The sequence below is a fragment of the Streptomyces sp. SID3343 genome, assembly GCF_009865215.1.
Taxonomy (GTDB): Bacteria; Actinomycetota; Actinomycetes; order Streptomycetales; family Streptomycetaceae; genus Embleya.
On the sequence record NZ_WWJX01001164.1, the window covers coordinates 1 to 26,694 of the forward strand.

The 26,694-nt window shown below is 69.6% G+C and carries 22 protein-coding genes and 2 pseudogenes; 16 read left to right on the plus strand and 8 right to left on the minus strand.

Annotated elements, in window-relative coordinates; translation table 11 throughout:
• A pseudogene (locus tag GT354_RS36235) lies at nucleotides 1-776 on the minus strand (hypothetical protein); the annotation flags it as partial.
• A gap of 502 nt (nucleotides 777-1,278) precedes the next feature.
• On the opposite strand from GT354_RS36235, the gene GT354_RS36240 reads away from it, so the two are divergent.
• The 11 genes from GT354_RS36240 to GT354_RS36290 all read left to right on the plus strand — a co-directional run bounded on the left by GT354_RS36240 (nucleotide 1,279) and on the right by GT354_RS36290 (nucleotide 14,316).
• Nucleotides 1,279-1,803: a hypothetical protein gene (locus tag GT354_RS36240; protein WP_161360631.1), complete on the plus strand. Its 525-nt coding sequence runs from the start codon at nucleotides 1,279-1,281 to the stop codon at nucleotides 1,801-1,803.
• Nucleotides 1,804-1,891: 88 nt separating this feature from the next.
• Nucleotides 1,892-2,413, plus strand: coding sequence for a hypothetical protein (locus GT354_RS36245; RefSeq protein WP_161360632.1), 522 nt, complete (start codon nucleotides 1,892-1,894; stop codon nucleotides 2,411-2,413).
• A 560-nt stretch (nucleotides 2,414-2,973) separates the two neighbouring features.
• Nucleotides 2,974-3,912, plus strand: coding sequence for a hypothetical protein (locus GT354_RS36250; RefSeq protein WP_161360633.1), 939 nt, complete (start codon nucleotides 2,974-2,976; stop codon nucleotides 3,910-3,912).
• 341 nt (nucleotides 3,913-4,253) lie between these two features.
• A complete protein-coding gene (locus tag GT354_RS36255; RefSeq protein ID WP_161360634.1) occupies nucleotides 4,254-5,858 on the plus strand; it encodes a WxL domain-containing protein in 1,605 nt (534 codons plus the stop codon).
• A gap of 269 nt (nucleotides 5,859-6,127) precedes the next feature.
• A complete protein-coding gene (locus GT354_RS36260) occupies nucleotides 6,128-7,768 on the plus strand; it encodes a DUF916 domain-containing protein (RefSeq protein ID WP_161360635.1) in 1,641 nt (546 codons plus the stop codon).
• A 2-nt stretch (nucleotides 7,769-7,770) separates the two neighbouring features.
• Nucleotides 7,771-8,967 (plus strand): hypothetical protein, encoded by a 1,197-nt coding sequence (locus tag GT354_RS36265; protein ID WP_161360636.1) that lies wholly within the window; start codon nucleotides 7,771-7,773, stop codon nucleotides 8,965-8,967.
• Nucleotides 8,967-9,788 (plus strand): hypothetical protein, encoded by an 822-nt coding sequence (locus GT354_RS36270; RefSeq protein ID WP_161360637.1) that lies wholly within the window; start codon nucleotides 8,967-8,969, stop codon nucleotides 9,786-9,788. The genes GT354_RS36265 and GT354_RS36270 overlap by 1 nt, the downstream gene beginning before the upstream one ends.
• A 52-nt stretch (nucleotides 9,789-9,840) precedes the next feature.
• Nucleotides 9,841-11,169, plus strand: a complete 1,329-nt coding sequence (locus GT354_RS36275) for a hypothetical protein (protein WP_161360638.1) — start codon at nucleotides 9,841-9,843, stop codon at nucleotides 11,167-11,169.
• Nucleotides 11,170-11,340: 171 nt separating this feature from the next.
• On the plus strand, nucleotides 11,341-12,198 hold the full coding sequence (locus tag GT354_RS36280; RefSeq protein WP_161360639.1) for a hypothetical protein: 858 nt from the start codon (nucleotides 11,341-11,343) through the stop codon (nucleotides 12,196-12,198).
• A gap of 169 nt (nucleotides 12,199-12,367) precedes the next feature.
• Nucleotides 12,368-13,039 carry a response regulator transcription factor gene (locus GT354_RS36285; RefSeq protein ID WP_020556678.1) on the plus strand — a complete coding sequence of 224 codons (672 nt, stop codon included), beginning with the start codon at nucleotides 12,368-12,370 and terminating at the stop codon, nucleotides 13,037-13,039.
• Nucleotides 13,040-13,050: 11 nt separating this feature from the next.
• Nucleotides 13,051-14,316, plus strand: a complete 1,266-nt coding sequence (locus GT354_RS36290) for a histidine kinase dimerization/phospho-acceptor domain-containing protein (protein ID WP_161360640.1) — start codon at nucleotides 13,051-13,053, stop codon at nucleotides 14,314-14,316.
• A 109-nt stretch (nucleotides 14,317-14,425) separates the two neighbouring features.
• On the opposite strand, the gene GT354_RS36295 is transcribed toward GT354_RS36290, so the two are convergent.
• Together GT354_RS36295 and GT354_RS36300 are read right to left on the minus strand one after the other, a co-directional pair.
• On the minus strand, nucleotides 14,426-15,016 hold the full coding sequence (locus GT354_RS36295; RefSeq protein WP_346012337.1) for a GtrA family protein: 591 nt from the start codon (nucleotides 15,014-15,016) through the stop codon (nucleotides 14,426-14,428).
• Nucleotides 15,013-15,513, minus strand: coding sequence for a GtrA family protein (locus GT354_RS36300; RefSeq protein WP_202512678.1), 501 nt, complete (start codon nucleotides 15,511-15,513; stop codon nucleotides 15,013-15,015). The genes GT354_RS36295 and GT354_RS36300 overlap by 4 nt, the downstream gene beginning before the upstream one ends.
• Before the next feature lie 241 nt (nucleotides 15,514-15,754).
• Between GT354_RS36300 and GT354_RS36305 the strand changes: the two genes are divergently transcribed.
• Nucleotides 15,755-16,894 carry a 5-(carboxyamino)imidazole ribonucleotide synthase gene (locus tag GT354_RS36305; RefSeq protein WP_161360642.1) on the plus strand — a complete coding sequence of 380 codons (1,140 nt, stop codon included), beginning with the start codon at nucleotides 15,755-15,757 and terminating at the stop codon, nucleotides 16,892-16,894.
• Nucleotides 16,891-17,394, plus strand: a complete 504-nt coding sequence (gene purE / locus GT354_RS36310) for a 5-(carboxyamino)imidazole ribonucleotide mutase (protein WP_161360643.1) — start codon at nucleotides 16,891-16,893, stop codon at nucleotides 17,392-17,394. The genes GT354_RS36305 and purE overlap by 4 nt, the downstream gene beginning before the upstream one ends.
• 205 nt (nucleotides 17,395-17,599) lie before the next feature.
• On the opposite strand, the gene GT354_RS36315 is transcribed toward purE, so the two are convergent.
• Together GT354_RS36315 and GT354_RS36320 are read right to left on the minus strand one after the other, a co-directional pair.
• A complete protein-coding gene (locus tag GT354_RS36315) occupies nucleotides 17,600-18,025 on the minus strand; it encodes a CoA-binding protein (protein ID WP_161360644.1) in 426 nt (141 codons plus the stop codon).
• 104 nt (nucleotides 18,026-18,129) lie between these two features.
• The gene (locus tag GT354_RS36320) at nucleotides 18,130-19,449 is read right to left on the minus strand and encodes a UDP-glucose/GDP-mannose dehydrogenase family protein (protein WP_161360645.1); all 1,320 of its coding nucleotides are present in this window, start codon (nucleotides 19,447-19,449) and stop codon (nucleotides 18,130-18,132) included.
• Nucleotides 19,450-19,679: 230 nt separating this feature from the next.
• Between GT354_RS36320 and GT354_RS36325 the strand changes: the two genes are divergently transcribed.
• A complete protein-coding gene (locus GT354_RS36325; RefSeq protein ID WP_161360646.1) occupies nucleotides 19,680-20,840 on the plus strand; it encodes an acyl-CoA dehydrogenase family protein in 1,161 nt (386 codons plus the stop codon).
• A 104-nt stretch (nucleotides 20,841-20,944) separates the two neighbouring features.
• Here GT354_RS36325 and GT354_RS36330 read toward each other — a convergent pair whose 3' ends face one another.
• The 3 genes from GT354_RS36330 to GT354_RS36340 all read right to left on the minus strand — a co-directional run bounded on the left by GT354_RS36330 (nucleotide 20,945) and on the right by GT354_RS36340 (nucleotide 24,564).
• On the minus strand, nucleotides 20,945-21,568 hold the full coding sequence (locus tag GT354_RS36330; protein ID WP_346012338.1) for an acyltransferase: 624 nt from the start codon (nucleotides 21,566-21,568) through the stop codon (nucleotides 20,945-20,947).
• Nucleotides 21,569-21,590: 22 nt separating this feature from the next.
• Nucleotides 21,591-23,126 (minus strand): glycosyltransferase family 4 protein, encoded by a 1,536-nt coding sequence (locus GT354_RS36335; RefSeq protein WP_161360647.1) that lies wholly within the window; start codon nucleotides 23,124-23,126, stop codon nucleotides 21,591-21,593.
• A gap of 361 nt (nucleotides 23,127-23,487) precedes the next feature.
• Nucleotides 23,488-24,564 carry a glycosyltransferase family 2 protein gene (locus tag GT354_RS36340; protein WP_161360648.1) on the minus strand — a complete coding sequence of 359 codons (1,077 nt, stop codon included), beginning with the start codon at nucleotides 24,562-24,564 and terminating at the stop codon, nucleotides 23,488-23,490.
• 262 nt (nucleotides 24,565-24,826) lie between these two features.
• Between GT354_RS36340 and GT354_RS36345 the strand changes: the two genes are divergently transcribed.
• Both GT354_RS36345 and GT354_RS36350 read left to right on the plus strand, forming a co-directional pair.
• Nucleotides 24,827-26,362, plus strand: a complete 1,536-nt coding sequence (locus GT354_RS36345) for an LCP family protein (protein WP_161360649.1) — start codon at nucleotides 24,827-24,829, stop codon at nucleotides 26,360-26,362.
• A gap of 78 nt (nucleotides 26,363-26,440) precedes the next feature.
• A pseudogene (locus tag GT354_RS36350) lies at nucleotides 26,441-26,694 on the plus strand (hypothetical protein); the annotation flags it as partial.

Sequence of the window (26,694 nt, forward strand, 5' to 3'; positions counted from 1 at the left end):
GTGCCGGCGGGCGGGGTGCCGCCGGCGGGTGGGGCGCTCGGGGACGAGCCGCCGCCGCTCGTTGCGGGTGAGGGTGTCGGTCGGCCGGTCGCCGGGCTGGTCGGCCCGGGCGTGCTGCCGGTGGTCGTGCCGCCCGTGCCGCCGGCGGTTGCCGAACCGCCGCTGGTCGCACCGCCGTTGGTGCCGCCGGTCGAGTCGCCGCCCGGCGTCGGGGCGTTGCCGATCCGAATCCCGGTGGACACCGGCAGCCGGTCCGGACGGGTCGGCTTGCACGGTGAGGACGGGATCCAGAACTGCGTGAGCTCGTAGCCGCCGGGTGCCAGATCCACCCGACCCTCGGCGGCGATGGTGAACCGGCCGGTCATGTCGGCCACCGGAAGCGGCTGTCCCGCCCCGGCGCCGGCGTGCTTGTCGGGTCCCGTCATCGCCACGTCGCCGACTTGGGCGTTGGACAGCTTGACCGTCCCGGTGGGGGTTTCGGTGTTCGCGGCGATGCCGACCCACTGCCACGGGTTGCGTGGCGGGGCGACCCAGTGCCACGTGACGGTCACCTCCTCGCCGACCTTGTACGTGTCCTGCTTCGGCGGCGAGACGGACAGTTCGATCCTCGACTTCCAGGTGAAATCGCCGCCGGCGCCGGGCGGCGGCGCGCACCTCACCTCGTGTTCCACGGATTCTGCGTGTGCCGCGGGTGCTACCGCCGTGAGACCCGCCGCACCGGCGACGAGGACTCCCGCGGCCGATATCGCGAGCAGTCTCCTGCGGGGTGGTGCCATGCGCGGGACGCTCCTTCCTTGCTGATTCGTGCTCGATGGCTCGTACTCGACGACTCCACGAATCGGTCGATTGCTCTGGAACGTGTTCCATATTTCGACCAAAAGCCCATTGATTCCAACAGGCTGACGTCGTGTCAAGAGATCTTCCGGCCCTGTGACACGACTCCTGCGGGCGCGGGCGGGCCAGGCGGGTTCCACATGGATCTTGACAAGGCAATACCGATCCGGGCGGAACGGAGCATTCCGCTCGAAGTGGGCCGGAAACCGTGTGATCGGGCCGTGGTTCGTCGGCACGTTTCATCGAAAACCGGCATAGGACGACGGTTCACGCGTCGAGAGCACGCCAACTTTGCGTTCGACACGTGTCACCCAAACGGTGGGGTGGCACCTGACCTGACGCTGTGTCAGCCTGACGGCGCTCCAGGTGATCCCGTACGTGCCGCTCGACACGGCACGCCGCTTCCGCGCGCCGTGAAACCCACCCCCGGGAACGAGGAAAGCAATGCGAGTTCGCAAGGCGACAACAGCCGGTGCCCTGGCGATCGGCCTGGCCGTCGCGGCCGGCATCGGCGCTCCGAGCGCACAGGCGGCCCAGGCCGACAGCCGAACGATCAGTGCGACGACGGTCGCCGACAGCGGCGGGTTCCTGACCTGCAGCGACCCGACGGGTCTGCCCAACGAGGCGAACAGCAAGGCGCTTGCCTGTCTGAGTCTCTACAACGGGTCGTTGACGGCTTACTCGTCGGTCACCTTCACCAGTCCGGTGCCCTCCGGGTGGACCGGATGCGTCATGAACGTCTCCCTGTACAAGATCGCCTCCGACGGCACCGAGACGCTTGTCTCCGCCGGTACCCAGAAGGACTGCAAGGCCACCGCGCAGGCGAGCGGCACCATCGCGAACAGCGTCACGGTCCCGGTCGAGATCGGGAGTACGTATCGCACCAATACCGGGGTGTTGAGCAGTTACCTCGGTGTCGCCTCGTGGGCCGTGGTCGTGAAGAGCGGCAAGGTCACGGTCTTGAACTGAGTCCGCGCGTCGACGCTCAAGCCTTTCGCTCCGCCGCGGCGCGTCGCTTCCGCGCGCCGCGACACCCACCCCGGGAACGAGGAGAACAATGCGTGTTCGCAAGGCGATGACTGCCGGAGTACTGGCGATCGGTCCGGCCGTCGCGGCCGGCATCGGCGCGCCGGCGGCCCAGGCCGCCTCCGACACCACGGCGATCAGTTCGACGGCAGCTACGGCGAGTGGTGGTTTCCTCTCGTGCACTGATCCGTTGCCGCTCTACAACGACCCGAACAGCAAGGCGACGGCCTGCATCAGCGTCTACGGCGGACAGGTGACCGTGTTCGGGTCGGTCACGTTCCACAGCCTGAACCCCGCGCAGTGGACCGCGTGTTACGCGGGTATCTACCTGACCTCGTTCGCGTCGGGCGGTGCGCCCACGAACGTCGGTGGCACCACAGCGGTGGACTGCACCGGCCAAGGGCGGGGGAGCGGGACCGTGTCCTTCAACTGGTCCGCGCCGGCAGAGGTCGGCAAGACTTATCGGGCCGAGCTCGGGATGATCGCGGAGTACAACGGTCAGGGCGTGTGGGGCAACGTGGCGGAGACCTCGAAGTTCACCGTCCTGAACTGACTGCGGTGATCCGCGGGTAACGCCCGCCGTCGTCAAAGCGTGTCCGAACACGGAACCCCGGGTCGTCGGCCCGGGGTTCCGCGCTTTCACGCCTTTTGTGCGCACTCGTGCTCGACACGTGTCGGGTTTTGTGACGGCGCGTCAACCGCCTTGTCGACACAGCGATTCCGCAGGTCGGGCGATGCGCAACCGTGTCCGGGGGATGCAGATTTTCTGTCTATCGCTGTTGTCCGCTCATGCCACTTGTCGTACCGTCACCCGAAGATCTGACGTGACATCAAGTACTGGAACAGTCTCGATGTCTCCCGGATGCGCCGAGAAAAGCCCCCTCCAGGGAGTGAAAGGCGTGTCCCGCCGGTGCTTGCGTGGTCCGGCCTCCGGTCCGCGCCTCGAAAGGGGGGAGTCGGGTGTGGCGACCGCGTGTGCCCGATACATCGGGGCGCGTGACAGGTCGGTGCAGTCCGACGTGCCGGTACGGCCCTGCTGAGCGCGTGACGCTCCGGTCGTTCCGATCAGGACTACATGACAAGCAAGAAATCCCCCGAAGGGAGAACCACCCTATGGTCAGGCCCAACAAGCGAGTCGCGGGCGGATTGGCGGCATTCGCCGTGGCGGCGGGCAGCGTGCTGGCGTCCGCGCCGCAGGCGCAGGCCGCTGTGGCCAAGACGCAGGTGAGCTGCGAGATTCCGGAGGATTACCGCAAGTACATGGGTAATGTGCCGGTGGTCTCCGGCGCGATGGACTTCTCGGTTTCCGGCCCGGCGACCGCGAAGGCCGGTGAGGCGATCACGCTCACCGTCGATCCGGGACCGAGCCCGGCGCAGGGGCCGCCGATGGACATCACGGTCAAGGCGACGTCGACGATGGAGTTCAGCACCAACGCGGGAGGCAAGGTCACCGCGAAGGGCGCGCCGGGAGATCTGACGCTGACCAAAGCCGGCGGCCCCATCGACATCAAACCGTTCACGATCAGTGTGACGGTACCGCAGGCCGCGACCGGCAAGTTCGAGCTTCAGCCGACGCTGTTGGGGTTGCTCATCGACGTCACGACGCTCGGCCTGAAGATCGACGTTCCGTGCAAGGCGACCAAGACCGCCGTCGCGTACAGCGCCACGATCCCGGGCGCCGCGACGACCACCACCACGGGCAATACCACCAGTGGTTCGACGACCACCACGGGTAAGACCACCAGTGGTACGACGGCCGGTTCGACGACTACCACGGGTAAGACCACCAGTGGTACGACCGCCGGTTCGACGACTACCACGGGTAAGACCACCAGTGGTACGACCGCCGGTTCGACGACCACCACGGGCAAGACCACCAGCGGCACCACCACCTCGGGCACGACGACCACCACGAGCGGTGGCACGCTGCCCAAGACCGGTCCGCTCGACGACGCGCTCTCCATGGGCCTGCTCGGCGGCACCGTCGGCCTGCTCGGGATCGGCGGCGTCCTGCTCGCGACTCGTCGGGCACGAGCCTCGCGCAACGCCTGATCCACTTCGTGGGACGGTCGGCCTTCCCGCCGGAAGGCCGACCGTGTCGCTCCCGGTCAGCCCTTGACTATGTCGCGTGATCGCGCGTGAATAGCACGCCAGAATCTGCAACACGTTTCAGTTCACGGCAAGGCCCGTCTCCTGCAAGGGAAACGACGGACAGTCAGACGGCCGCCTCGGCCGTGTGCGATGGAATCTCGAGCGAGGCGACCGCCGCAGGCCAGGCACCGGAGCGCCGATCTCACGGTAAAGCGACGCTCCTGCGGACTCGCTCCGGTGTGGTGTTAGACCGTCCCGTCCTCCGGCGGCCGGCGGTAACCCCCTGAAGGGAGCAGCACCACATGTTCAAACCCGGCAAGAGAGTCGCGGCCACGCTCAGCGCGGTGGCGATCGCGGGAACGGCGGGCTTGGTAGCCGTCGCGCCGGCTGCGCACGCCGGCACGGTGAACCCGTATCTGTCGTGCGACGCGAGCCTCCTCGGCAAGCTGGAGGGCAACCAGAGCTTCACCATGTCGCTCACCCCCGAGACCGGGGGCGCACCGAACACGGTGAAGGCCATGCTCGACGCGGGCGTGAACCCGATCAAGCCGCCCTCGACCTACAAGAACATCGGCTTCGTGGGCCACTACACCTTCGGGGTCAGTGGCGGTGGCGCCGACATCAAGATGGACACGACGAAGTTCGTCGGTGACATCGGCCCCACCCAGGGCATCGACCCCCCGGCATTCGAGCAGGACATCACGCTGCCCGCGGCCGCCCCGGGCAGCACGATCGACCTGACGCTCAAGAGCTTCGTGTTCGACGTCTACGTGCCGAGTACGGCGGAGAAACCCCTCGTCAACGCGACGTGCACGGTCAAGTCCGACAACGGCGTCATCGCCTCCTACAAGGTCGCGGACGCACCCGGCGAGACGACCCTGGCCACTACTCCGGGGGAGGTCAAGCCCGGTGGCGCGGTGACCGTCTCGGGTACGAACTGGCCTGCGGGCACGCCGAAGCTGGAACTGTGCGACTCGACCGGCGCAGGTTGCGACGAGAGCAAGGTGACGGGTCCGCTGACCGTGGGGGAGGACGGCGCGCTGTCCGGTACCGCGACCATCGGGGCCGGAGTCGCCGACGGGGCCTACCAGTTGAAGGTCACGGTCGGCGACAAGTCGAAGACCTCGAACGTGTCGGTCAAGGCCGAGACCCCGTCGAACCAGCGCAAGATCGCGCTCGACCCGAACCACGGCCCGGTGGGCTCCAAGGTGACGGTCACGGGTGAGGGCTTCACCCCGAACACGCAGTTGTTCGTGGTCCAGACGAATGCCGCCCAGCAGCCCGACGTCCCGAGCATGCAGTCGCCGACCACCGACGCCGCGGGCAAGTTCAGCGTCGAGGTGACCGTGGCCAAGGACGACATCACGTTGATCGCGGCCTCCGAGGACACCGAAGGCAAGCTTTCCGCCGGGGCTCCCTTCACCGTCGACGGCACCAACCCCCCTGCCGGGCAGTTGAAGCAGGACGTCAGCGCCACGATCGCCGCCGGCGCGCTGACGATCAGCCAGGAGAACGGCGCGATCAAGCTCTCCGACGTGACCCTGAACGGCACCGAGCAGGCCATGACCGGCAAGCTGAACACCGTGACGGTCAAGGACTTCCGGGCGGGCAACACCGGCTGGACGCTGACCGGTGCCATGACGGACTTCAGCAACGGCACGGGTGGCACCATCTCGGCCGACAAGTTCACCTGGACCCCGAAGGTCGCCACGGACGAAGGCTCGCCGAGCACCGCCGTGGCCGGCAGCACGGGTCCGATCGGCAAGAACGGCGCCACGCTCGCCTCCGCGGCCAACGCGGAAAGCACGGGTGGCACGTTCAAGGCAGACGCCGATCTCTCGCTCGCCGTCCCGGCGTACCAGGCGATCGGTAACTACAGCGCGACGCTCACCCTCTCCATCTCCTGACCGGATCCGTCCGGCGAGGAGACCTCGAACGGCCCTGAATCCAGGGGCCCGTGGGCCGCGGAAAGCCATCCGCGACCCACGGGCCGGGCATTCGGGCCGCTGCGGATCGACGCAGAGCGGAGGGTGGGACGGGCAGCCGGCCCGTCCCGCCCACACCGCGGCCGGTCGGTCCGTACCCGCACCACCAGGCACACAGCGCGGGCCCTTCGGATCCGCTCCCGAAGCCGCCCATCTCGATCCGCAGCAGGACAGACCAGCAGGAGACACCGATGACGGGCACCCCGGCCCTCCTGAGCCGCCGGCAAGGCGAACGCTCACGATCCCTGGCCGCACTGATCGGCGTGTTGGCAACGCTGTTCGCGTCCCTGATCCTCGTCACCCCGACGCCGGCCTCGGCCGCCGGGAACGGCGAGTGGTCCGTCGACCCTTACGTGCCGGACGGCACCAGCCAGAACGCGCGCCGGTACTTCTTCCTCGAAGGCGCACTCGGGACGACCGTTCCCGACGTGGTGACCGTGCACAACACCAGTCCCGCGCCGATGACGGTGAAGTTGTTCGGCGCCGACGCGTACAACACGCCGCGAGACGGCGGCTTCGCGCTGCGCACCGCGTCCGACAAGCAGGTGGACGTCGGCACCTGGATCCAGATCGCGCCGGAGAACCAGACCCTCACGCTGCAGCCCGGCGAGAAGCGCCAGGTTCCCTTCAACGTCGTCATACCGCCGAACGCGACACCGGGTGACCACCCCGGCGCAGTGGTCGCGCTCAACACCGCGATCGAGGGCACCCAGCAGCAGGGCCAGGTCAAGGTCAACATCCAGCGGCAGATCGGTGCCCGGGTCTACCTCCGGGTCCAGGGTCCGACGCTGGCGGCGATGGACGTGCAAAAGGTCGAAGTCAAGCGGAACAGCGGCTTCGGCGAGTTCTTCGGTTCGACGGACGCGACGATCACCTACCGGGTCGTCAACCGCGGCAACGTGATCATCAAGCCGGACCTCGATCTGCGGGCCGAGGGCATGTTCGGCCGTACGCTGCTGAACCGCTCCGACAAGGGCACCGAGATCCTGCCCGGCCAGTCGGTGGTCAAGACAGTGCCCTGGAAGGACGCCCCGCGACTCGACCGCGTCTCGATCAAGGTCAAGGCCACCACCGACGACCCCGGGGTCAAGGACAACGTCAGCGCCTCGTACACGGCCGTGCCGTGGCCCATCCTCCTCACCGTGGCCCTGATCCTGGTGGCGGGCGGTGTCGCCTGGAGCCTGTGGCGTAACAACCGCAAGGGCGGCAAGGGTGGAGACCCGGCCAAGCCGGACGCTCCCACCGGCCCCACCGACGACACGACCGTGCTCCCGCCGGTACCGGCGGAGCCGTCGGACGACAACTCGGCCGCGAGTGCGGAGACTTCGGGCCGGGACGAATCGAAGGACGAGCCGGCCGAGTCGAAGCCGGTGGCCGAGCCCGCGAAAACGCAGGACGCACCCGCGGAGCCGGCGCCGGCGACCGCGGCCGAAGCCGAGCCGGAGACGGCGGAGCCCGCGAACGAGCCCGAGGCCGAGGCCGTTTCCGAGTCCGACGGTAAGCCCGAATCCGAAGGCAAGCCCGTGCCCGTCGCGAAGCCCGCAGCAGCCGAGGCGAACGCGGCGGACGACACGTCTGGCGACACCGGTCCCGCCGCAACCGATGCCGAGCCCGAGTCGACGCCCGCTACCTCGGCTACCGACCCCACGAAGTCCGAAGTCGCGGACCCGGCAGCCGAATCCACCACAGAGCCGGTGGCAGAGCCGGCCGCCGAAGCCGCGCCCGCGAAGAAGAGCGCCAAGCGTCCGAAGGGCAAACAATCCCCGACGCCGCGAGGGAACGACACCCCCGCCGCCGAGGAATCCGCGGACTCTGCCGGGGTCGGCCGTTGATCATGTCTCCCGCATTCCGCGCCACGACCCGGGTCGGCCGCTCGCGCGGTACCGCCGCGGTGCTGATCGCCGTGCTGCTGTCGGGCTTCGTCGCCCTCGGCGGCACGACGTCGGCGCACGCGGCGGATCCACCGCCCGCAGTCGACGGCGTCAGCGCGTCCATCGATCCCGGCAAGTCCGGGGTCGGCGAGAAGGTCGCCATCGTCGGAAACGGTTGGACGCCCGCGTCGCTGGTACAGGCCACCATCTGCGGCGAGAACGCCATGCGCGGCTCGGTCAACTGTGCGGGCGCCGCGAGTGCGACGGTCGGTCCGGCGGGTGGCGTGACGATGATGCTGGACACCGTGATCCCGCCGTCCCCGTGTCCGTGCGTCGTCAAGGTCGCCACCGTCACGGGCGGTGTGCCCAAGGACATCAGTGTGCCGTTGGAGATCGACGGCGCGCCGTTCGCGCCGCTGCCCGTGAACGTCAAGACGCCGGGGCGACTCCAGTTCATCGACAGCGCGATGGTCGGTGAGGACACGATCTTCACGTGGTTCGGCTCGCCGGTCCAGCGCCGTTTCCAGGTCAAGGTCGGCAACATGGGCCAATCGCCCATCGTCAACCCGAAGTTCCGGGTGGGCTTCTACGAAGGCGTGTACGCGCCGACGTGGGACACCGCCGAGGTCCAGGTCACCATCCAACCCGGTGAGCACAAGACGATCTCGCTCCCGGTGGAGCTCAAGCCCCGTCAGCACGGCACGTTCAGCTGGCGCGTGATGTACAACGACCAGATCGTCGACGAACAGGCCTTGGACGTCGGCCGCCCGTGGGGCGTGTACATCTTCGGCGCACTCCTGGTGCTCGTGATCCCGGTCGCGATCTGGCGACTGGCCTTGCGCATCGTCGAGGTGATCCGCGAACAAGGCACGCGGCGCTCGAAGGAGTCGGACCGAGAGGTCGGGTTGCCCGAGTCGTCCTCGCTCTTGGCGAAGGACGGAAAGAACAAGAAATCCGCCGGCGAGGCGGACCATGACGCGTCGGCGGCGAAGACGAGCAATCGTCGGCCGGCCGACGTCGAGGCCGACAAGGTCGACCTGAGCAAGCGCCCGATCCGTTCGATGGTCGAGACGATGGTCATCGGCGGACCGCTGTACGCGGATTCGGAGCCGGGCGAGGACGACCACCCCGGGGCGACCGACATCGGGAGGGGTGCCTGATGGCATTTCGACCCGGTCAGGGAACCGCCGCGCTGGTCGCGGCCGCCGTGGTCGCCGGCACCGTACTCGCGCTCTACTTCGGGTCGGGCGTGGGCATCTTCGAATCGGCGGATTCGAGTACCGAGCACCGCGCCGGCCCGAGTATCGACGGGACGTTCGACCCGGATCCGACCTCGTCCTCGGGAGCCGGCCCGGCGACCGAGAACGGCGGCTCGACCGGTGCGACCGCGTCCGGTTCGAGCGACGGCGGTTCGAGCCAGGGCGGCGCCGAGTCCGGTGGCGGGAACTCCGCCGCCGACAACGCCGGTTCGGGTTCCGAGACGGCGGAGATGGACTGGAACACCCGGATCGAGCAGCCGAAAGCCCCCTCACAGGTGGACGGCAACGTCAATCCGGGTGTCTTCGCCGTCAGTACCCCGTCGGCCGGACAGAGCCGACTCACGGTCGACCGGACCAGCGGAACGGCCAAGGGCAGCCTCAACTCCATGCTCGTGCAGGACTTTCGCGGTTCTCTGCACGGCTGGACCCTCACCGGCGCGATGTCCGACTTCCACGCGGACGACGGCACGCGCATCGAGGCACGCAACCTGATCTGGGAGCCGCATTGCGTCCCGCATCCGGGGCGCGGCCCCTACCCGAGCTCGCCGAAACCCGGAACCCGGGTGCAGTCGAGCAGCACGGCGACCCTGTGCTCCACCACATCGTCGACGAGTGTCACGGGGGGTGAGTTCGACGTCGGAGCAGACCTGACACTGCGTCTGCCCGACCGGAACACGTCTGCCGAAACCTTCTCGGCGACCTTGACGCTCACGCTCAGCTGACCGAAAAAACGACGGGGTGAGTCCCGCCCCGACGAAGGGAGCGCACAACCTGATGAAGCACCAAACAATGCGTATCGCGATGGCGGGGACGGCGTCCCTGGCGATCGCGTCCGGTGGCTTGTTCGCGTTGGCCGGACCGGCGACCGCTGCCGCGGTCTCGGTGCCCGCCAAGTGCGTGACACCGATCGACCCGAACATGACGAGCACCCAGACGATCGACATCACCATGCCGACGGGCCCGATCAAGCCCGGCAAGGTCGCGACCGTCAAGGTCGAGATGGGTCCGACGGGCGTCGACGCGCCGGTCGACCTGGACAATCCCTTCGAGTTCACCATGGTGATGGAGGCATCGGGCGGCACCACCCAGGAAATGACCATGACCGGCTCCGGCACCATGAAGGCGGCCGCGGGCAGCGCCGTCAAACTGCCGGTGTTCGAGGGCAAGATCAAGATCCCGGCCGACGCCAAGGGCGAGATCAAGCTCAAGCCCAAGAGCTGGAACACCACCGTCGACATGGGCGTGATCGGCAAGCAGCCGACGGACTGCACTCCCACGGGCGAAGCCCCCGTGCTGGGCTCGATCACGGCTTCTGCCGACGGTGGCGGCGACGACCCGGCCGCCGAGCCGGGCGACCCGAACGGCAAGGACGTCACCGTCGACTACGCGTGCGACATCATGCTCAACGGCAAGAAGTTCGGCGACCCGCTGGCCCTGAAGCCCACCGTCAAGGTGGTCCTTCCGGGGCAGGCCAAGCCCAACACCAAGGTCGCGGTCCAGGCCGAGTTCAAGGACAACGTCGTCGGCGAGGCGCCCGACAAGTTGACCCCGCCGGCTGGCATCGACGCCAACGTCACACCGAAGCTGACGATCGACACGACCGGTGGGGACAAGAAGTCGTTCGACGTCACCCTCCCGGCCAAGAAGATCAACATCAAGCCGAAGCAGCAGATCACCGTGGACGGGCCGCTGGTCGGCGAGTTCACCACCGGGGCCGCAGGCGACTACTCGTTCAGCCCCGGTGCGCTCGTCATCGGTCTCGACCTCGGCGAGAAGCTGAAGGTCGACCTCACCTGCAAGGCGACCACGACCGGCGTCTCGGCCACCCTCAAGGCCGCGGGCGAACCCGGCCCCGGCACGCCGACCCAGACCCTCACCCAGACCCCGTCGGGTGCGGCCACCTCCACCGGCACGTCCTCGGGTACCTCCAACGGTTCCGCGGGCGGCACCACCGGCAACAACAATCCCGGCGACCTCGCCCACACCGGTGCCCAGGGTGACAGCATGACCGCGTTCGCCATGGCGGCCGGTACCGCGGTGCTCGGGGCCATCGGACTGATGCTCTTCGTTCCCTACCGTCGCCGCATGCGCAGCCAGGTCTGACCCTCGGTCGACACCCGGTTGTTCCCGCACGACGGATGACCCCAGTTGAATCCAAGGGTCCCCCGGCCGATCCTCATCCGGCCGGGGGACCCTTCGGCTATATTCCGCCACTTCCGGTTCTTCGCACCGTACTTCGGCCCGTCCGCACCCACGACAAGGAACGCGACCCCGATGGCTTTCTCGCCCCCACGCACAGCGAGTGCCGTGCTCGCCCTGGGCTGCACGGTCGGCCCGATGCTCGCGCTCGCCCCGTCCGCCGCCGCGGCGGAACCCCTGACCGTGCAGGTGCACTGCGTCATCCCGCTCGATCAGCCCCCGGTGGACGGTCCGCAGCAGATCGCCCTCGACGGGCCCACCGACCCGGTCAGGCCCGGCGACAAGGTGCGGATCAAGGTCACCCTGGGCGGCAGCCCGGCGACCAGCCCGCTGCCGTTTCCCGGTACGCCGTTGACCCCGTCGATCCAACTCGTCCTGTCCGGCGGCGCGAAGGGCGAGGTCACCCTCCAGGGCCCGAAGATGCGGGTCGACATCCCCGGCACGCCCGCCCAGATCGTCGTGCCGCCCTACGAGGGCGAGATCACCGTCCCGGCCCACGCCGAGGGCGACATCACCATCGCGCCGGGGAAGATGGTCACCAGCACCGCGATCTTCGGCGACCAGATCACCACCTGCTTCCCCACCGCGCCCGCGCCGCCCGCGATGACCCTCAAGCTCGCCGCCCGGGCACCTGCCCCTGATGCACCGTCAGGAGCCGCCGCGGGGCAGCCCGGCAGCGCCGGCCCGATCGACGGCGCCGCGGCCCCGAGCCCGACCGGGCCTGCCGAGAGTCCCGCCCCGAGCCCCGTAGCGGCCACCGGCGCCCAGGGCGTCGGTCAGGAGAGCGCGCCGACGACGAGCGTCGGCGAGGACGACGGTGACGACGGACTGTCGAGTGGGGCGATCACGGCGATCGTGGCGGGCGTACTGATCCTGGCGATGGCGGTCGCGACGATGCTCTACTCGTGGCGTCGGCACGAAGCGGACGAGTGACTCGAAAGCTCCTTGTCGGCATGAAGCGGATGAACGCTCCCACATCGGACCGCGCAAGCCGTCGGCCGGACTTCGATTCGGCGAATTCCTCCCGGTAATCCCGGCTCCCCGAGGGATAGTCGGTCGGAGCTCGTCAACCTCACGCCCAGGGCTCAGTAACATCAAGGTCATGACCCGCGTACTGCTCGCCGAGGACGACGCATCCATCTCCGAACCTCTGGCGCGCGCGCTGCGCCGAGAGGGTTACGAGGTCGAGGTGCGCGAAGACGGTCCAAGCGCCCTGGAATGCGCCGCGCAGAGCGGGGTGGACCTGCTCGTCCTCGACCTCGGTCTGCCCGGCATGGACGGCTTGGAGGTGTGCCGGCGGCTGCGTGCCGAAGGGCACGGCTTCCCGGTGCTCGTCCTGACCGCGCGCGCCGACGAAGTGGACACCGTGGTCGGCCTCGACGCCGGAGCCGACGACTACGTCACCAAGCCCTTCCGGCTCGCCGAACTGCTCGCCCGGGTGCGGGCGCTGCTGCGCCGCGGCGCTGCCGACGTGGGCCAGGGAGTGCACGGCGTGCGGATCGACGTCGACTCGCACCGCGCGTGGATCGGCGAGGAGGAGCTCCAGCTCACCGCGAAGGAGTTCGACCTGCTGCGCGTCCTGGTGCGCGACGCGGGCCGGGTGGTCACCCGCGACCAGCTCATGCGCGAAGTGTGGGACACCACGTGGTGGAGTTCCACCAAGACCCTCGACATGCACATCTCCTGGCTGCGCAAGAAGCTCGGCGACGACGCGGGCAACCCGCGCTACATCACCACCGTGCGCGGCGTGGGCTTCCGGTTCGAAAAAAGCTGACGGGCCTCACCTTGCGCCGCAGACTCATCAACACCACGCTCGGCGTGGTCCTGGTCGTCGTGGCGGTGCTCGGCGTGCCGCTCGCGTTCGTCGAGACGCACGCGATCGAGACGACCGCGGGCGACAGTCTCAAGGCCGAGGCCGCGCGCATCCTCGAAGTGGTCGAGTTGCGGCTCGCCTCGGGCGAGAAGCCGGACGCCGACCTGTTGAACCGCCAGATCGAGGCGCAGCGCTACGCGGTGGTGCAGCTGCCCGGCCAACCGGAACTGCTGATCGGGAAGAAGCCGGACGGCAAGGCGTTCGAGAAGCGGATGGTCGGTCCGACGGGCGACTCGGTCACCGTCGGCGAGCCGCGCGAGAACGTCACCCGCAAGATCCGTGAGTCGCTCCTGCTGATCTTCGGTGTCGCGCTGCTCGCGGTCGCCGCGGCCGCGGCCCTCGCGGTGTGGCAGGCCCGCCGGCTTGCCCGGCCGCTGACCGATCTGGCCGAGACCGCCGAACGGCTCGGTTCCGGTGACCCGCGCCCGCGCCACCGCCGCTACGGCGTGCCCGAACTCGATCGGGTCGCGGAGGTGTTGGACCAGAGCGCCGAGCGGATCGCGCGCATGCTCACCGCCGAACGCCGGCTCGCCGCCGACGCCTCGCACCAACTCCGCACGCCCCTCACCGCGCTGTCCATGCGCCTGGAGGAGATCATCGCGACGGAGGACCCGGAGATCGTCAAGGAGGAGGCCGCGATCGCGCTCTCCCAGGTGGAGCGACTCACCGACGTTGTCCAACGGCTGCTGACCAGCAGCCGTCGGGGCAGCGGCGGGCGTGATCCGCGCAACATGTCGGCGGTCACCGTCCGGGTGGACGACGTCATCCAGCAGCAGATCGACGAGTGGCGGCCCAACTTCCGCGAGACCGGGCGCAGCATCCGGGTCGAAGGCGAGCGCGGCCTGACCGCCGTGGCGACGCCGGGCGCCCTGTCCCAGGTGCTCGCGACGCTCGTCGAGAACACCCTGATGCACGGGGCCGGCGCGGTGAACATCCGCACGCGCACGACGGGCACGTCGGTCGTGGTCGAGGTCGAGGACGAGGGCGCGGGCGTCCCGGACGTGCTGGGTGCGCGGGTGTTCGAGCGGGCCGTCAGCGGCCACAACTCGACGGGTCTGGGGTTGGCGGTCGCCCGCGACCTCGCCGAGGCCGACGGGGGGCGCCTGGAACTGCTTCAGCAGCGTCCACCGGTGTTCGCGGTGTTCCTGGGCGCCTATCCGGAGGAACCCCTCGACTGAGGCCGGTGGAACCACTGGGCCGAGGCCGGCAAAACAACTGGGCCGAGGCCGGCGGAAACCACGCGACTCAGGCCGGCGGAACCACTCGACTCAAGCCGGGTGCGCGGTCTCAGGCCCGGGTGGACTCGGTCTCGCCCTCGACCAGACGCGCGGCCTCCGTGTCGATGGGCTGCCCCTTCTCGGGCGGCCCATCGACGTCCTGCCCGTCCACATCGGCTCCGCCGGCGGGCGGCGCGACCACTTGGACCGGCTTGCGGTCGAGCTGGTGCGTACCGGTGAACACCCACGTGCGATACGACCAGAAGCGGAACAACGTGCCCAGCGGCAGCCCGACCGCGTACTTCGCGACGTTGTCCGCGAGCAGTGACGGGTGCCCCAGCCAGTAGTGGGATATCGCCACCGTGCCGGCCTCGATCGCCATACCGACGCCGCTGAACACCATGAACAGCACGAACTCGCGCCGCGAGTCGTCCGACGTGCGATGCCGGAAGGCCCAATAGCGATTGCCGACGTAGTTGACGATGATCGCGACGGCGGTCGAGATCACCGACGAGCGCACCGAGGCAAGGCCCAGGTGATTGCGACAGATGTTGAACACGATCACGTTGACGACCACGCCGAACCCGCCGACGGCGCCGAACTTCAGCGTCTCGTGCAGCAGGTGCCCGACGCGGTCGTACCAAGCTCGCAGAGCGTTCACGCGCGCCCGCCTTCGAGTACCGGCGCGGCGTCCGGTTGTTTGTGCTTGAACACCCACGTGCGAAATGCCCAGAACCGGAACAGCGTGCCCAGCGCCATGCCGACGATGTTCGCCGAGATGTTGTCCGCGAGTTTGCTCTCGTATCCCATGAGGTTGTGCGAGACGAACACACTCGATGCCTGGATGCCGGCCGCGATCGCGCTGAAGACGAAGAAGAGGGTGTACTCCCGGCCGACTCCGGTGCGGTCACGGTGTCGGTAGGTCCAGTAGCGGTTGCCGACGTAGGCCACGATCGTGGCCGGGATCGAGGACATGATCTTCGCGGCGACCCCGCCCATCCCGAGCGAGAGGCCCAGGTTGAACACGAGGACGTCGACCGCGTAGGCCAGTCCGCCGGCGACCAGGAACCGGGTGACCTCGGCACGGATCCGAGCGGCCCGGCTCTGCGGAGGCCCGGCGTCCGTCGCCGCCGGACGGGTGCTCGCGGGCGAAGTCACTGACGCTCCTTTGGCACCACTGGCGCTGTTACCGGCATGACGACTCACCTGACGAGGGTAGCCGCCGTTGCCGTCGGGCACCGGCGGGCGGTCACGGACGTGTCGCACACTTTCCACCGCAACCCCTCCCGCCCCGCACGCCCCACCGCCTGCGGGCGATGGGTGCATGTCCGTATGCTCCCGATGCTGCCCGCAATGCCCACTGCCACGCCTGCTCGCCCGGGGTCGGTACCCTTCCCCAGTGACGTTCCCAGTCGTCGGCATGGTCGGCGGCGGCCAGCTCGCCCGCATGACGCATCAGGCCGCAATCCCGCTCGGCGCCCGCTTTTGCGTGCTCGCCGCATCCCCCACCGAATCCGCGGCCCAGGTCGTGGGCGACGTCGTGCTCGGCAACCACGACGACCTCGACGACCTGCGCCGGTTCGCGCAGGCGTGCGACGTGGTCACGTTCGACCACGAGCACGTGCCCACCGAGATGCTGGCGGCGCTGGAGAGCGCCGGGGTCGCGGTGCGCCCGGGATCCCAGGCACTCGTGCACGCCCAGGACAAGGGGGTGATGCGGGCCAGGCTCGCCGAGATCGGCATCCCGTGCCCACGCAACCGCATCGTGTCCGATCCCGCCGACGTCGCCGCGTTCGCCGCCGAGATCGGCGGTTGGCCGGTCGTGCTCAAGACCACGCGCGGCGGCTACGACGGCAAGGGCGTGTGGATCGTTCGCGGCGAGGAAGAGGCCGCGGCGCCGTTCGCCGCGGGCGTCCCGGTACTGGCCGAGGAGAAGGTCGACTTCACCCGCGAACTGGCCGCGTGCGTCGTGCGCTCGCCGCACGGCCAGGCCGTCGCGTACCCCGTGGTCGAGTCGATCCAGGTCGACGGGGTGTGCCGCGAGGTGATCGCGCCCGCGCCGGACCTGTCCGAGGAGCGCGCGGTGGCGGCCCAGCGGATCGCGCTGACGATCGCGGGCGAACTCGGCGTCACCGGTCACCTGGCGGTCGAACTGTTCGAGACGAGCGACGGCCGGATCCTGGTCAACGAACTCGCCATGCGCCCGCACAACAGCGGCCACTGGACCATCGACGGCGCGGTGACGTCGCAGTTCGAGAACCACCTGCGCGCGGTGCTCGACCTGCCGTTGGGCGACCCGCGCGCTCGCGCGCCGTGGACCGTCATGGTCAACGTGCTCGGCGGCGACTACCCCGACATGTACCACCCGTACCTGCACGTCATGGCCCGCGACCCCGGCGTCAAGGTGCACATGTACGGCAAGGACGTGAAGCCGGGCCGCAAGGTCGGGCACGTCACCGTGTGCGGTGACGACCTGGACGACGTGCGCGAACGAGCCCGCCACGCCGCCGACTACCTTCGAGGGGACATCACCGAATGAGCACGCAGCCCGTCGTCGGCATCGTCATGGGTTCCGACTCGGACTGGCCGGTCATGGAACTCGCCGCACAGGTCATGGACGAGTTCGGGGTCGCCTACGAGGCCGACGTCGTCTCCGCGCACCGGATGCCGCAGGAGATGATCGCGTACGGCACCGAGGCGGCCGGGCGCGGTCTCAAGGCGATCATCGCCGGCGCGGGCGGCGCCGCCCACCTGCCCGGGATGCTCGCGTCGGTCACCCCGCTGCCGGTGATCGGGGTGCCGGTACCGCTCAAGTACCTCGACGGCATGGACTCGCTGCTGTCCATCGTGCAGATGCCCGCCGGCGTCCCGGTCGCCACGGTCTCCGTCGCCGGCGCCCGCAACGCGGGCCTGCTCGCGATCCGCATCCTCGCGGCCCACGACCCGACGCTCCAGGCCGCGATGATCGAGTTCCAGGCCGACCTCAAGGCCCAGGCCGTGGAAAAGGGCCGCAAGCTGCGCGAGCGCATCGGCTCCTGAGCGCGGCTCGCCGAGGGTCTCCGGGAACGAGGAGCCCCGGGAAGCGGACGATCCCGGAGCACGGGGATTCCCGCAGCGCAGGAATCCCGGAGCACGGGAGTCGCGCGCACATGAATCCCGGAGCACCCGAATCCCGGCCTACCCGAATCCCCGAGCACAGGGGCCCGAGTCCGGTCCCGGGTCCCTGTGCCCCTTGGCCCCGGGGTCACGTGCGTGCGGGGTCCGTCATGGTGATGCGTTGCAGTTCCACCGCCGAGCAGCGGTCCATGACCATGTCCAGGCCGGCGTCGCGGACCCGGTCGTAGGCGGCCTCGTCGATCACGTCGAGTTGGAACCAGACCGCCTTCGCGCCGATTTTCACGGCCTGGTCGGCGATGTCGCCCGCCTGCTCGGCGTTGACGAAGACGTCGACCACGTCCACCGGGAACGGGATCTCGGCGAGCGAGGCGTAGCCCTGCTCGCCGTGCACCGTCTCCGCCTTGGGGTGCACGGGTACGATCTGCTTTCCCCACTGACGGAGGAACGCGGCTACTCCGTATGCGGCACGGTGGGAGTTGGTACTGAGCCCCACCACCGCCCATGTGTGCGTGTCGAGGATCCGTCGGATCGTGGCCTCGTCGCCGTACGGCATGTTGATGACCTCGCAGTCCTGGTTTCGCTGCTCGCGGTGCCCCCGACAACGGACGGCACGGCGCCGTCGGCCGGGTGAGTGTGCCCCCGGGACGGGCCGGCTACTCAGGGGCGACCGAGTGCCCGGTAGGTCCATCCTGCGCCGCGCCAGCGCACCGGGTCGAGAGCGTTGCGTCCGTCCAGTACGCGCCGCTGCGCGACGACGCCGCCGAGTTCGGCCGGATCCATCTCGCGGAACTCGGGCCACTCGGTCAGATGCAGCACCACGTGGGCCCCGCGCGCCGCGTCGAAGGCGGTCTCCGCGAAGGTCAGGCCGGGGTACATCTTGCGGGCGTTGTCCATCGCCTTGGGGTCGTACACGGTCACCTCGCCGCCCTGGAGCTGCACCTGGGCCGCGACGTTGAGCGCCGGCGAGTCACGGATGTCGTCCGAGTTCGGCTTGAACGCGGCGCCGAAGACCGCGACCCGGCGGCCCAGGAAGCTGCCGTCGCACTGTTCACGGGCAAGGTCGACCATTCGGAACCGGCGACGCATGTTGATCGCGTCCACCTCGCGCAGGAACGTCAGTGCCTGGTCGGCGCCCAATTCGCCCGCGCGGGCCATGAACGCGCGGATGTCCTTGGGCAGACAGCCACCGCCGAAGCCGAGTCCGGCCTTGAGGAAGCGTCCGCCGATGCGCGGGTCGAACGCGAGCGCCTCGGACAACTGCTCGACGTCGGCGCCGGCCGCCTCGCACACCTCGGCCATCGCGTTGATGAACGAGATCTTGGTAGCCAGGAACGAGTTCGCGGCCGACTTGACCAGCTCGGAGGTCGCGAAGTCGGTGACCACGAGCGGCACCCCCTCGGCGAGCAGGGCCGCGTACACCTCGCGCAGGGTGTCCTCGGCCCGCTGGGACCGCACGCCGATCACGAGCCGGTCCGGGTGCAGGGTGTCCTGGACGGCGAAGCCCTCGCGCAGGAACTCGGGGTTCCACGCGATCTCGGCGGCGGCACCCGCGGGCGCCAGCGCGGCCAGCCGGTCCGCCATCCGCTCGGCCGTGCCGACCGGGACGGTGGACTTGCCCACGACCAGGCACGGGCGCTCCAGGAGCGGGCCCAACGTGTCCACGACCGCGTCGACGTAGGACACGTCGGCGGCGAACTCACCCTTGCGCTGCGGAGTGTTCACACACACGAAATGCACGTCGCCGAACGCCGCGACCTCGGCGATGTCGGTGGTGAAGCGCAGCCGGCCCGACGCCACGTGCGGCGCCATGACCTCTTCGAGGCCCGGCTCCCAGAACGGCACCCGGCCGGAGGCCAGCGTGGCCACCTTGTCGGGGTCCACATCCATCCCGAGCACTTCGAATCCCAGCTCGGCCAGGCACGCCGCGTGCGTGGCGCCCAGGTAGCCGGTACCGATGACCGTGATGCGGGGTGCCACGTGTGTCACCTGACTTCGTCGTCGGGAAAGAGCGTAAATCCTTGGGTCTGCGCACAGGATCGTATCCGTCGGGGTCGGACTCCGGTTGCGGAACCGGGCGGGGGCTTCGCGGCCGCACCCGCTTCCGGCGTCCTGGCGGGGGTTCGGATCGGGTAGGGCCGAGGATCGGCGGGCCGGGTGCTGTTTACTGATCGGTAGCTAGAACCTTCACGTCGAGAGGCAGGCAGCCCGTGGCTGGACGAAAAGACTTCGACCTCTACCGCGTTTCCGAGGAGCACGACATGCTCCGCGCGTCGGTGCGTGCGCTTGCCGAGGCGAAGATCGCTCCGCATGCCGCCGAGGTCGACGAGCGGGCTCGCTTCCCGCAGGAAGCGCTCGATGCCCTCACCGCGAACGATCTGCACGCGGTGCACATCCCCGAGGAGTACGGCGGCTCGGGCGGGGACGCGCTCGCGACGGCGATCGTGATCGAGGAGGTCGCGCGGGTGTGCGCGTCCTCGTCGCTGATCCCGGCGGTCAACAAGCTCGGCACGTTGCCGCTGATGCTGTCGGGGTCGGAGGACCTCAAGCGGCGCTACCTGGGCGCGGTGGCGCGCGGCGACGGCATGTTCTCCTACTGCCTGTCCGAGCCCGAGGCGGGTTCGGACGCGGCGGCGATGAGGACGCGCGCGGTGCGCGACGGGGATTCGTGGGTGCTCGACGGCGTCAAGCGCTGGATCACCAACGCGGGTGTGTCCGAGTTCTACACGGTGATGGCCGTGACGGACCCGACCAGGCGCTCGAAGGGCATCTCCGCGTTCGTGGTGGAGAAGTCGGACGAGGGCGTCTCCTTCGGCGCCCCCGAGCGCAAGCTGGGCATCAAGGGCTCGCCGACGCGCGAGGTCTACCTCGACAACGTGCGCATCCCGGCCGACCGGATCATCGGCGAGGAGGGCACGGGCTTCGCGACCGCGATGAGGACGCTCGACCATACCCGCGTGACGATCGCCGCGCAGGCGCTGGGCATCGCGCAGGGCGCGCTCGACTACGCGAAGGGCTACGTCCTGGAGCGCAGGCAGTTCGGCAAGGCGATCGGCGAGTTCCAGGGCATCCAGTTCATGCTCGCGGACATGGCGATGAAGCTGGAGGCGGCCCGCCAGCTCACCTACGCGGCGGCGGCCAGGTCCGAGCGCGGCGACGCCGACCTCACCTTCTTCGGCGCGTCGGCCAAGTGCTTCGCGTCCGACGCGGCGATGGAGATCACCACGGACGCGGTCCAACTCCTCGGCGGCTACGGGTACACCCGTGACTACCCGCTGGAGCGGATGATGCGCGACGCGAAGATCACCCAGATCTACGAGGGCACGAACCAGGTACAGCGGATCGTCATGGCCAGGAACCTGCCGAACTGACCTACCGCGCGTACGACGGGCCGCTCCTTCGGGGCGGCCCGTCGGGCGTTCGGGCGGCTGCGGGTGTCGGCTTCTCGGCGCGCCGTTCGGCGGCTGTTCGGTGGCTATTCGGTGGCCTGTCGGGCGGGCTCTCGGGTCGGCTCTTCGGTGGGTGTCAAGGTCAGGGTGTCCGCGTGCTCGGTGTACCGCTCGCCCGTCTCGGGGCAGCGCCATTCGGCGGGGCCGCTCGGTTCGAGAGGTATGCCGGCTCGCCCCACCCACTTGATCCGGCGGGCCGGTACGCCGGCCATCAGGGCGTGGTCGGGGACGTCGCGATGGACCACGGCGCCGGCCGCGATCAGTGCCCAGCGGCCGATGGTGACGCCGGCCACGACCACGCTCCTGGCCCCCACGGCGGCGCCCCGGCGGACCGTGACGCCCTGTGCGTGCCAGTCCCGGTCGCGCTTGAGGGTGCCGTCGGGGGTGATCGCCCGCGGATACATGTCGTTGGTCAAAACCGCGGCCGGGCCGATGAAGACGCCGTCCTCCAGGACCGCCGGCTCGTAGACGAGCGCGTGGTTCTGCAGCTTGACGTTGTCGCCGATGCGCACCGCCGGGCCGACGTACGCGCCGCGGCCGATCACGCAGTTCGTGCCGAGTGTCGCGTCCTCCCTGATCTGGGCCAGGTGCCACACCCGGGTGCCCGCGCCGATGGTTGCCGACTCGTCCACGTCCGCGCTCGGATCGATGTCCACACCCGAACGCTAGTGCTCACGGTGCGGCGACACCCAGGAAATCGGCGAGTACGCGGGCCGATCGCCGGCCGTCGTGGTGCTCCTCGACGTACGCCGGCCCGCGCGCCGCGAGTTCGCGGGCCGCTTCGGGTTCGGCGACCACTCGCTCCAGGGTCTGCGCGAGCGAGTCGGGGTTCGCGTTCAACACGGGCACGTCGGCCGGGAGGTGTTCGAGCGTCGACTCGTGCAGGTAACTGATCGTCAGACGACCGGCGGCCATCGCCTGACACGACGTCATGCCGTAGGTGCCGCACGCGAATTGGTCCAGCACGATGTCCACGTCCGCGAGCAGGCCGGGGAGTTGCTCGGCGGCGCCGGGCAGGATGCGTCGATACTCGATCAGGCCCACGTCGTGCAGGTGGTGGAGCATCGGTTCGATGCGCGCGGTGCCCTTGAGGAACGGGCCGTTCATCGGGTGCGCCACGACCGGGCGCTCGCGCTCCAGGACGGGCGCCGCGCTGTGCCAGGTCGCCGGGTCGAGCGCGGCCGGCAGCCACACCGCGTCCGGGACGTCCGCGATCAGGTCCGGGGTGGCCACGAACGTCGGTACGTCGAGGTCGCGCAGCACCGGAAGCAGCCGGTCCACCCTGGCCTGCAACGCGTGGGTCAGCTCGTGGCGCGGATCGAACGGTGAGAACTCGATCCGCGACCGGTGGTCCAACGGGTGGCGGATCTCCGGCCCGTACAGAACCAGACCCAGCTCGATGCCCGCGACGCGGAGTTCGGCGAGGTCGGCGTCGACCCACGAACCGCCCCCGAGCCGGCCGAAAACCGCCCTTGCCCCCTCGGCGAGGTAGTGCGTGTAGCGGTCCAGAACGTGCGCGAGGCGGCCGAGTTGCCAGTCGGTGGACAACCACTCGTCCGTGCCGATCGCGAGGTCGGCGGGGTGCCCCGAGGTGTTGGCCGAGGCGAGCGCGCCGGCCTCGGCTCGCACGCCCGGCAGTTCGCGCTCGACGGCGCGGGCCCACGCGTGGCCCTGGCCGGCCGTGTTGGTGGGGCCGATACCGAGTACCGGAGACGACTCGGGGCGGGGCTTGGCGTCGGCCGCGAACGCCCGTACGAAAGGCTCGTAGGCCGCCGAACAGCGCTCGCTCCACGCGGTCGCGTCGCGCTGCGTGTCCGCGCGGTGGACGCGGCGGACGGCGTCCAGGTCGCGTTGGGCCATGATCCGGCGCAGCCCCCGGAGCACCCCGCCGCCTTCGAGCGCGTCGACCGCGGCGTGCGCGGCGGCGACCCGGGCGGCCTTGGCGGTGTCGACGGGGACGCGCAGGGAGCGCACCACGCTCGTGGGGGACACCTCGACGGACGTGGTCACCTGGACGCTCTCGGCCGGTGTGACGTGCAGCACGTAGGTGCGCTCGGCCGGGGTTTCGGTGTACTCGTCGGTCGGGTCCGTCCCGGTGCGCACGACTCGTCGCAACGGTCCCGACCGGCCCGGTGGCCGGTCCTCGGCCGCGTGCCTGGCATCCGGAACAGCCACACCCGCGGCCACAGCCGAGTCCCTGTCGCTCATTGCCGTCGTCTCCCAAGGCCGTGCCGACGCTTCACAGACTGTCACCGGGGACGAGCGGTGACCAGCGCCGCCACGTTACTTGCCTTTTGCGAACAGACCGGGTTTCCACCCCATCAAACGGCGAGTCGCCTCGCTCGCGGCCGCATGGCCCTGTGCGGTTGTGCGGGCGGTGGCGGGAGCGATGGCGGGCCGGGTGAGGCGAGGCGTGGCTCGCGGCCTTGCGGTTTGTGGGGCCGGAGTGGCGGAAGCGGCAGGGGCTGGGTGTTGCTTTGCCCCTGCCGCTTCCGGTGTCGTGTGTCCCCCACCCGGGACGTGCCGCCTTGCCGTGCTTGGCTCACCCCCGAGCCGCGTGCGGACATGCTCAGGTGCGGTCTTCCTCCGGGAGCCGTGCCCGGCCCGCCATCAGTCGGTCCGCGAGGCTCTTCGGGCTGGTCAGGAAGCCCGCGCCCCACGAGCCGTGCATCGTCGCCAGAACCAGTGGCAGACGGATCAATGCCCGCATGCTCAGGTTGCGCCCTTCCCACAGGGCGCCGGCGAGTATCCCGACCGCGTAGCCGCCGGGGAAGATCCACCCGATCCGGTAGCCGGTGAGCCCCACTATCGTCCCGACCACGACCACGGCGAGGGCGGCGGGGGGAGCGAGGTAGCGCAGGTTCACCGAGCCCTGGTGGTGCCGTGAGACCACCCGGCGCCAGCGGCCGTAGTTGAAGTACTGCTTCGCGAGGGCCTTGGGCGTCTGCCGGGGCCGATACGAGACCTGAAGCTCGGGGGTGAACCACACGAGGTAACCGGCCTGCCGGATCCGAAAGTTCAGCTCCCAGTCCTGGGCGCGCTCGAACTCCTCGTCGTAGCCGCCCATCTCCTCGAGCACCTCGCGTCTGAAGACGCCCAGGTACACGGTGTCGGACGGCCCGGCCCCGCCCCCGATGTGGAACCGAGCGTTGCCGACGCCCAGTTTCGAGGTCATCGCGCGCGCGACGGCCTGCTCGTACGGTGTCGTGCCCTCGGCGTGCATGAGTCCGCCGACGTTGGCCGCACCGGTCTCCGCGAGCAGCCGGACGGCCGTCGAGATGTAGCCCGGCGGCAGGATGCCGTGCCCGTCCACCCGCACGATGACCGGGTGGCTGGACGCGCCGATCGCCGCGTTGAGCGCGCTGGGCGTTCGACCACTGGGGTTGGGAACCGTGCGCACGCGTGCGTCGTGCGCGGACAGGTCGGCGGCGATCACGTCCGTGTCGTCCTTGGACGGCCCGAGCGCGATGACCACCTCGATCTCGCCGGGGTAGTCCTGCGAGAGGACTCGGCCCACGGCCTCTTCCAGATGCCGAGACTCGTTGAGCACCGGCATGATCACGGACACGGACGGCTTTTCGGGGAGCGGCTCCGGCAGACGAGCGGGGGGCTCGTGCGTGGCGGGCTCGTCGGCGGTGGGATTCATCGCCTCGGAGCGTACTGCGAATGGTCCTGTCGGTGGGCACCGGCGACCAGGGTGCCCGAGCGGGGGCCCGGCGTGCCGTCGCGGTTCCGGGGTGTGACCGCTTTACGGTGGTTGGCAGCCCCACCGCAACCGCAGCACGCCGCACAGGCGTCCTTCGGGTGTACACGGGTACGGATGTGCCGGTCGTGCGGCGTGCGCCGAGGCGATACGGCAGCGATTCGGCGCGACGACGTCGGTCCGCGAGGGAGGGACACCGAAGGCCATGGCGAACACAGGCAGCCGGGCCTCGGCGAGGCCCGCGGAGGGAAACCGCGGCGGGCGCAACGTCGGCCGCAACTGGCTCGTCCTGATCACCGGCGTGCTGGCGACCGCGATCCTGGCCACCAGCGGCATCGGCTGGGCGTGGGTGCGGCACCTGGACGGGAAGATCGAGCGGGTCGATCCGTTCAAGGACCTGGCGAACCGCCCGGACACCGGCTCGGGCAAGGACCTCAACTTCCTGATCGTCGGCTCGGACAACCGCGAAGGCATCCCCAAGGCGACGCTCGACAAATTGCACGCCGGCGGCGAGTCCTGTGACTGCACCGACACGATCATGATCGTGCACCTCAACGGCAAGCGGGACCGCGCGACGATCACGAGCCTGCCGCGCGACAGCTACGTGACCTTCCCCGCGCACAAGGACAAGAGGACCGGTCAGCAACGCGGCGAGACCAAGGGCAAGATCAACGCGGCCTACACACTCGGCGGTCCCGCGTTGACCGTGGACACGGTGGAGAAGTCCACCGGCATCCGGATCGACCACTACGTCGAGGTCAACTTCGTGTCGTTCGTGAGCGTCGTGGACGCCCTCGGCGGCGTCGAGATGTGCACGCCCAAGCCCCTGCACGACCCCAAGTCCGGCTTGGACCTGCCCGCCGGCACCAGCAGGCTCGACGGCCAGAAGTCGCTTCAGTTCGTCCGGGCCCGCTACATCGCCAGCGACCCGACCGGTGACATCGGCCGTACCCAGCGCCAGCAGAAGTTCATCACGCAGGTGCTCGCCAAGGCGACCGACAGCGGGACGCTCACCGACCCGCTCAAGCTCAAGAACGTCGTCGACGCGGTACTCGGTTCGATAAAGGTCGACGAGAAGCTCAAGCCGCAGGACTTCCTGGCTCTGGGCAAGGAAATGAAGAACCTGTCGAACTCGGGGGTCACCTACGCGCAGGTGCCGCTCAAGAGCATCGACCACCAGGTGCCCGAGTGGGGCTCGACCGTGCTGTGGGACGACGTCAAGGCGCGTGGCCTGTTCGACGCGATCCGCGGCGACAAGGACCTGATCGAGCCCGCGAAGTCGGAGACACCCAAGAACGACGGGCCGGGCGGCAACGCCACCGGCGCGCCCACGCCGACCCAGGTCGAGGTCGCCCCCGGCGACATCGCGGTGCAGGTGTACAACGGCACGCCCACCCAGGGCCTGGGCACGCGCGCCAACGACGACCTCAAGGCCGTCGGCTTCGCCATGGCGGGCCCGCCGCGCAACTCCACCCCACCCGACGGCGTGCACACGACCATCCGCTACGACCCCAAGTGGAACCGCTCGGTCAAGACCGTCCAGGCGGCGCTGCCGAACGCGGTCTCGGAGTCGGTGACCGGGCTCGGACGCACGATCGAGGTGGTCGTCGGCTCGTCCTACACGGGCGTTGCGCCCGTTCAGGTGGGCAAGCCCACGCCCACCGCGACCGAGCAGTCCGCCGACCCCGCGGCGCCGCCGTACTCGGCCAAATCCGGTGACGAGGTCTCGTGTAAGAAGTGAGCATCAAATCTGGAACAAGTGGTCGATGAAGCGGCAGTTCGGTTGCCTCAGGGCTGATCGAGTGAAAGCTTCGATGCCATGACCAATTGGCCGCCGGGATGGGCGGACGGCGACCAGCAGCCGCAGCAGCCTCCTCCGGGAACGATTCCCTCTCGCCCCTCCGGACCCGCTCCGGGGGGATATCCGCAGCCGGCGAACCCCACCGAGCCGACCGCCGTGCTCCCGCAGGGGTCCGGCGGCGGGCAGTCCGCCGCCTCACCGGCCGGTGGCTACCCGGCGCAGCCGCCCCTGGGCGACGGCTACCCGCCGCCGCCCGTACCGGCGCAGCCCCC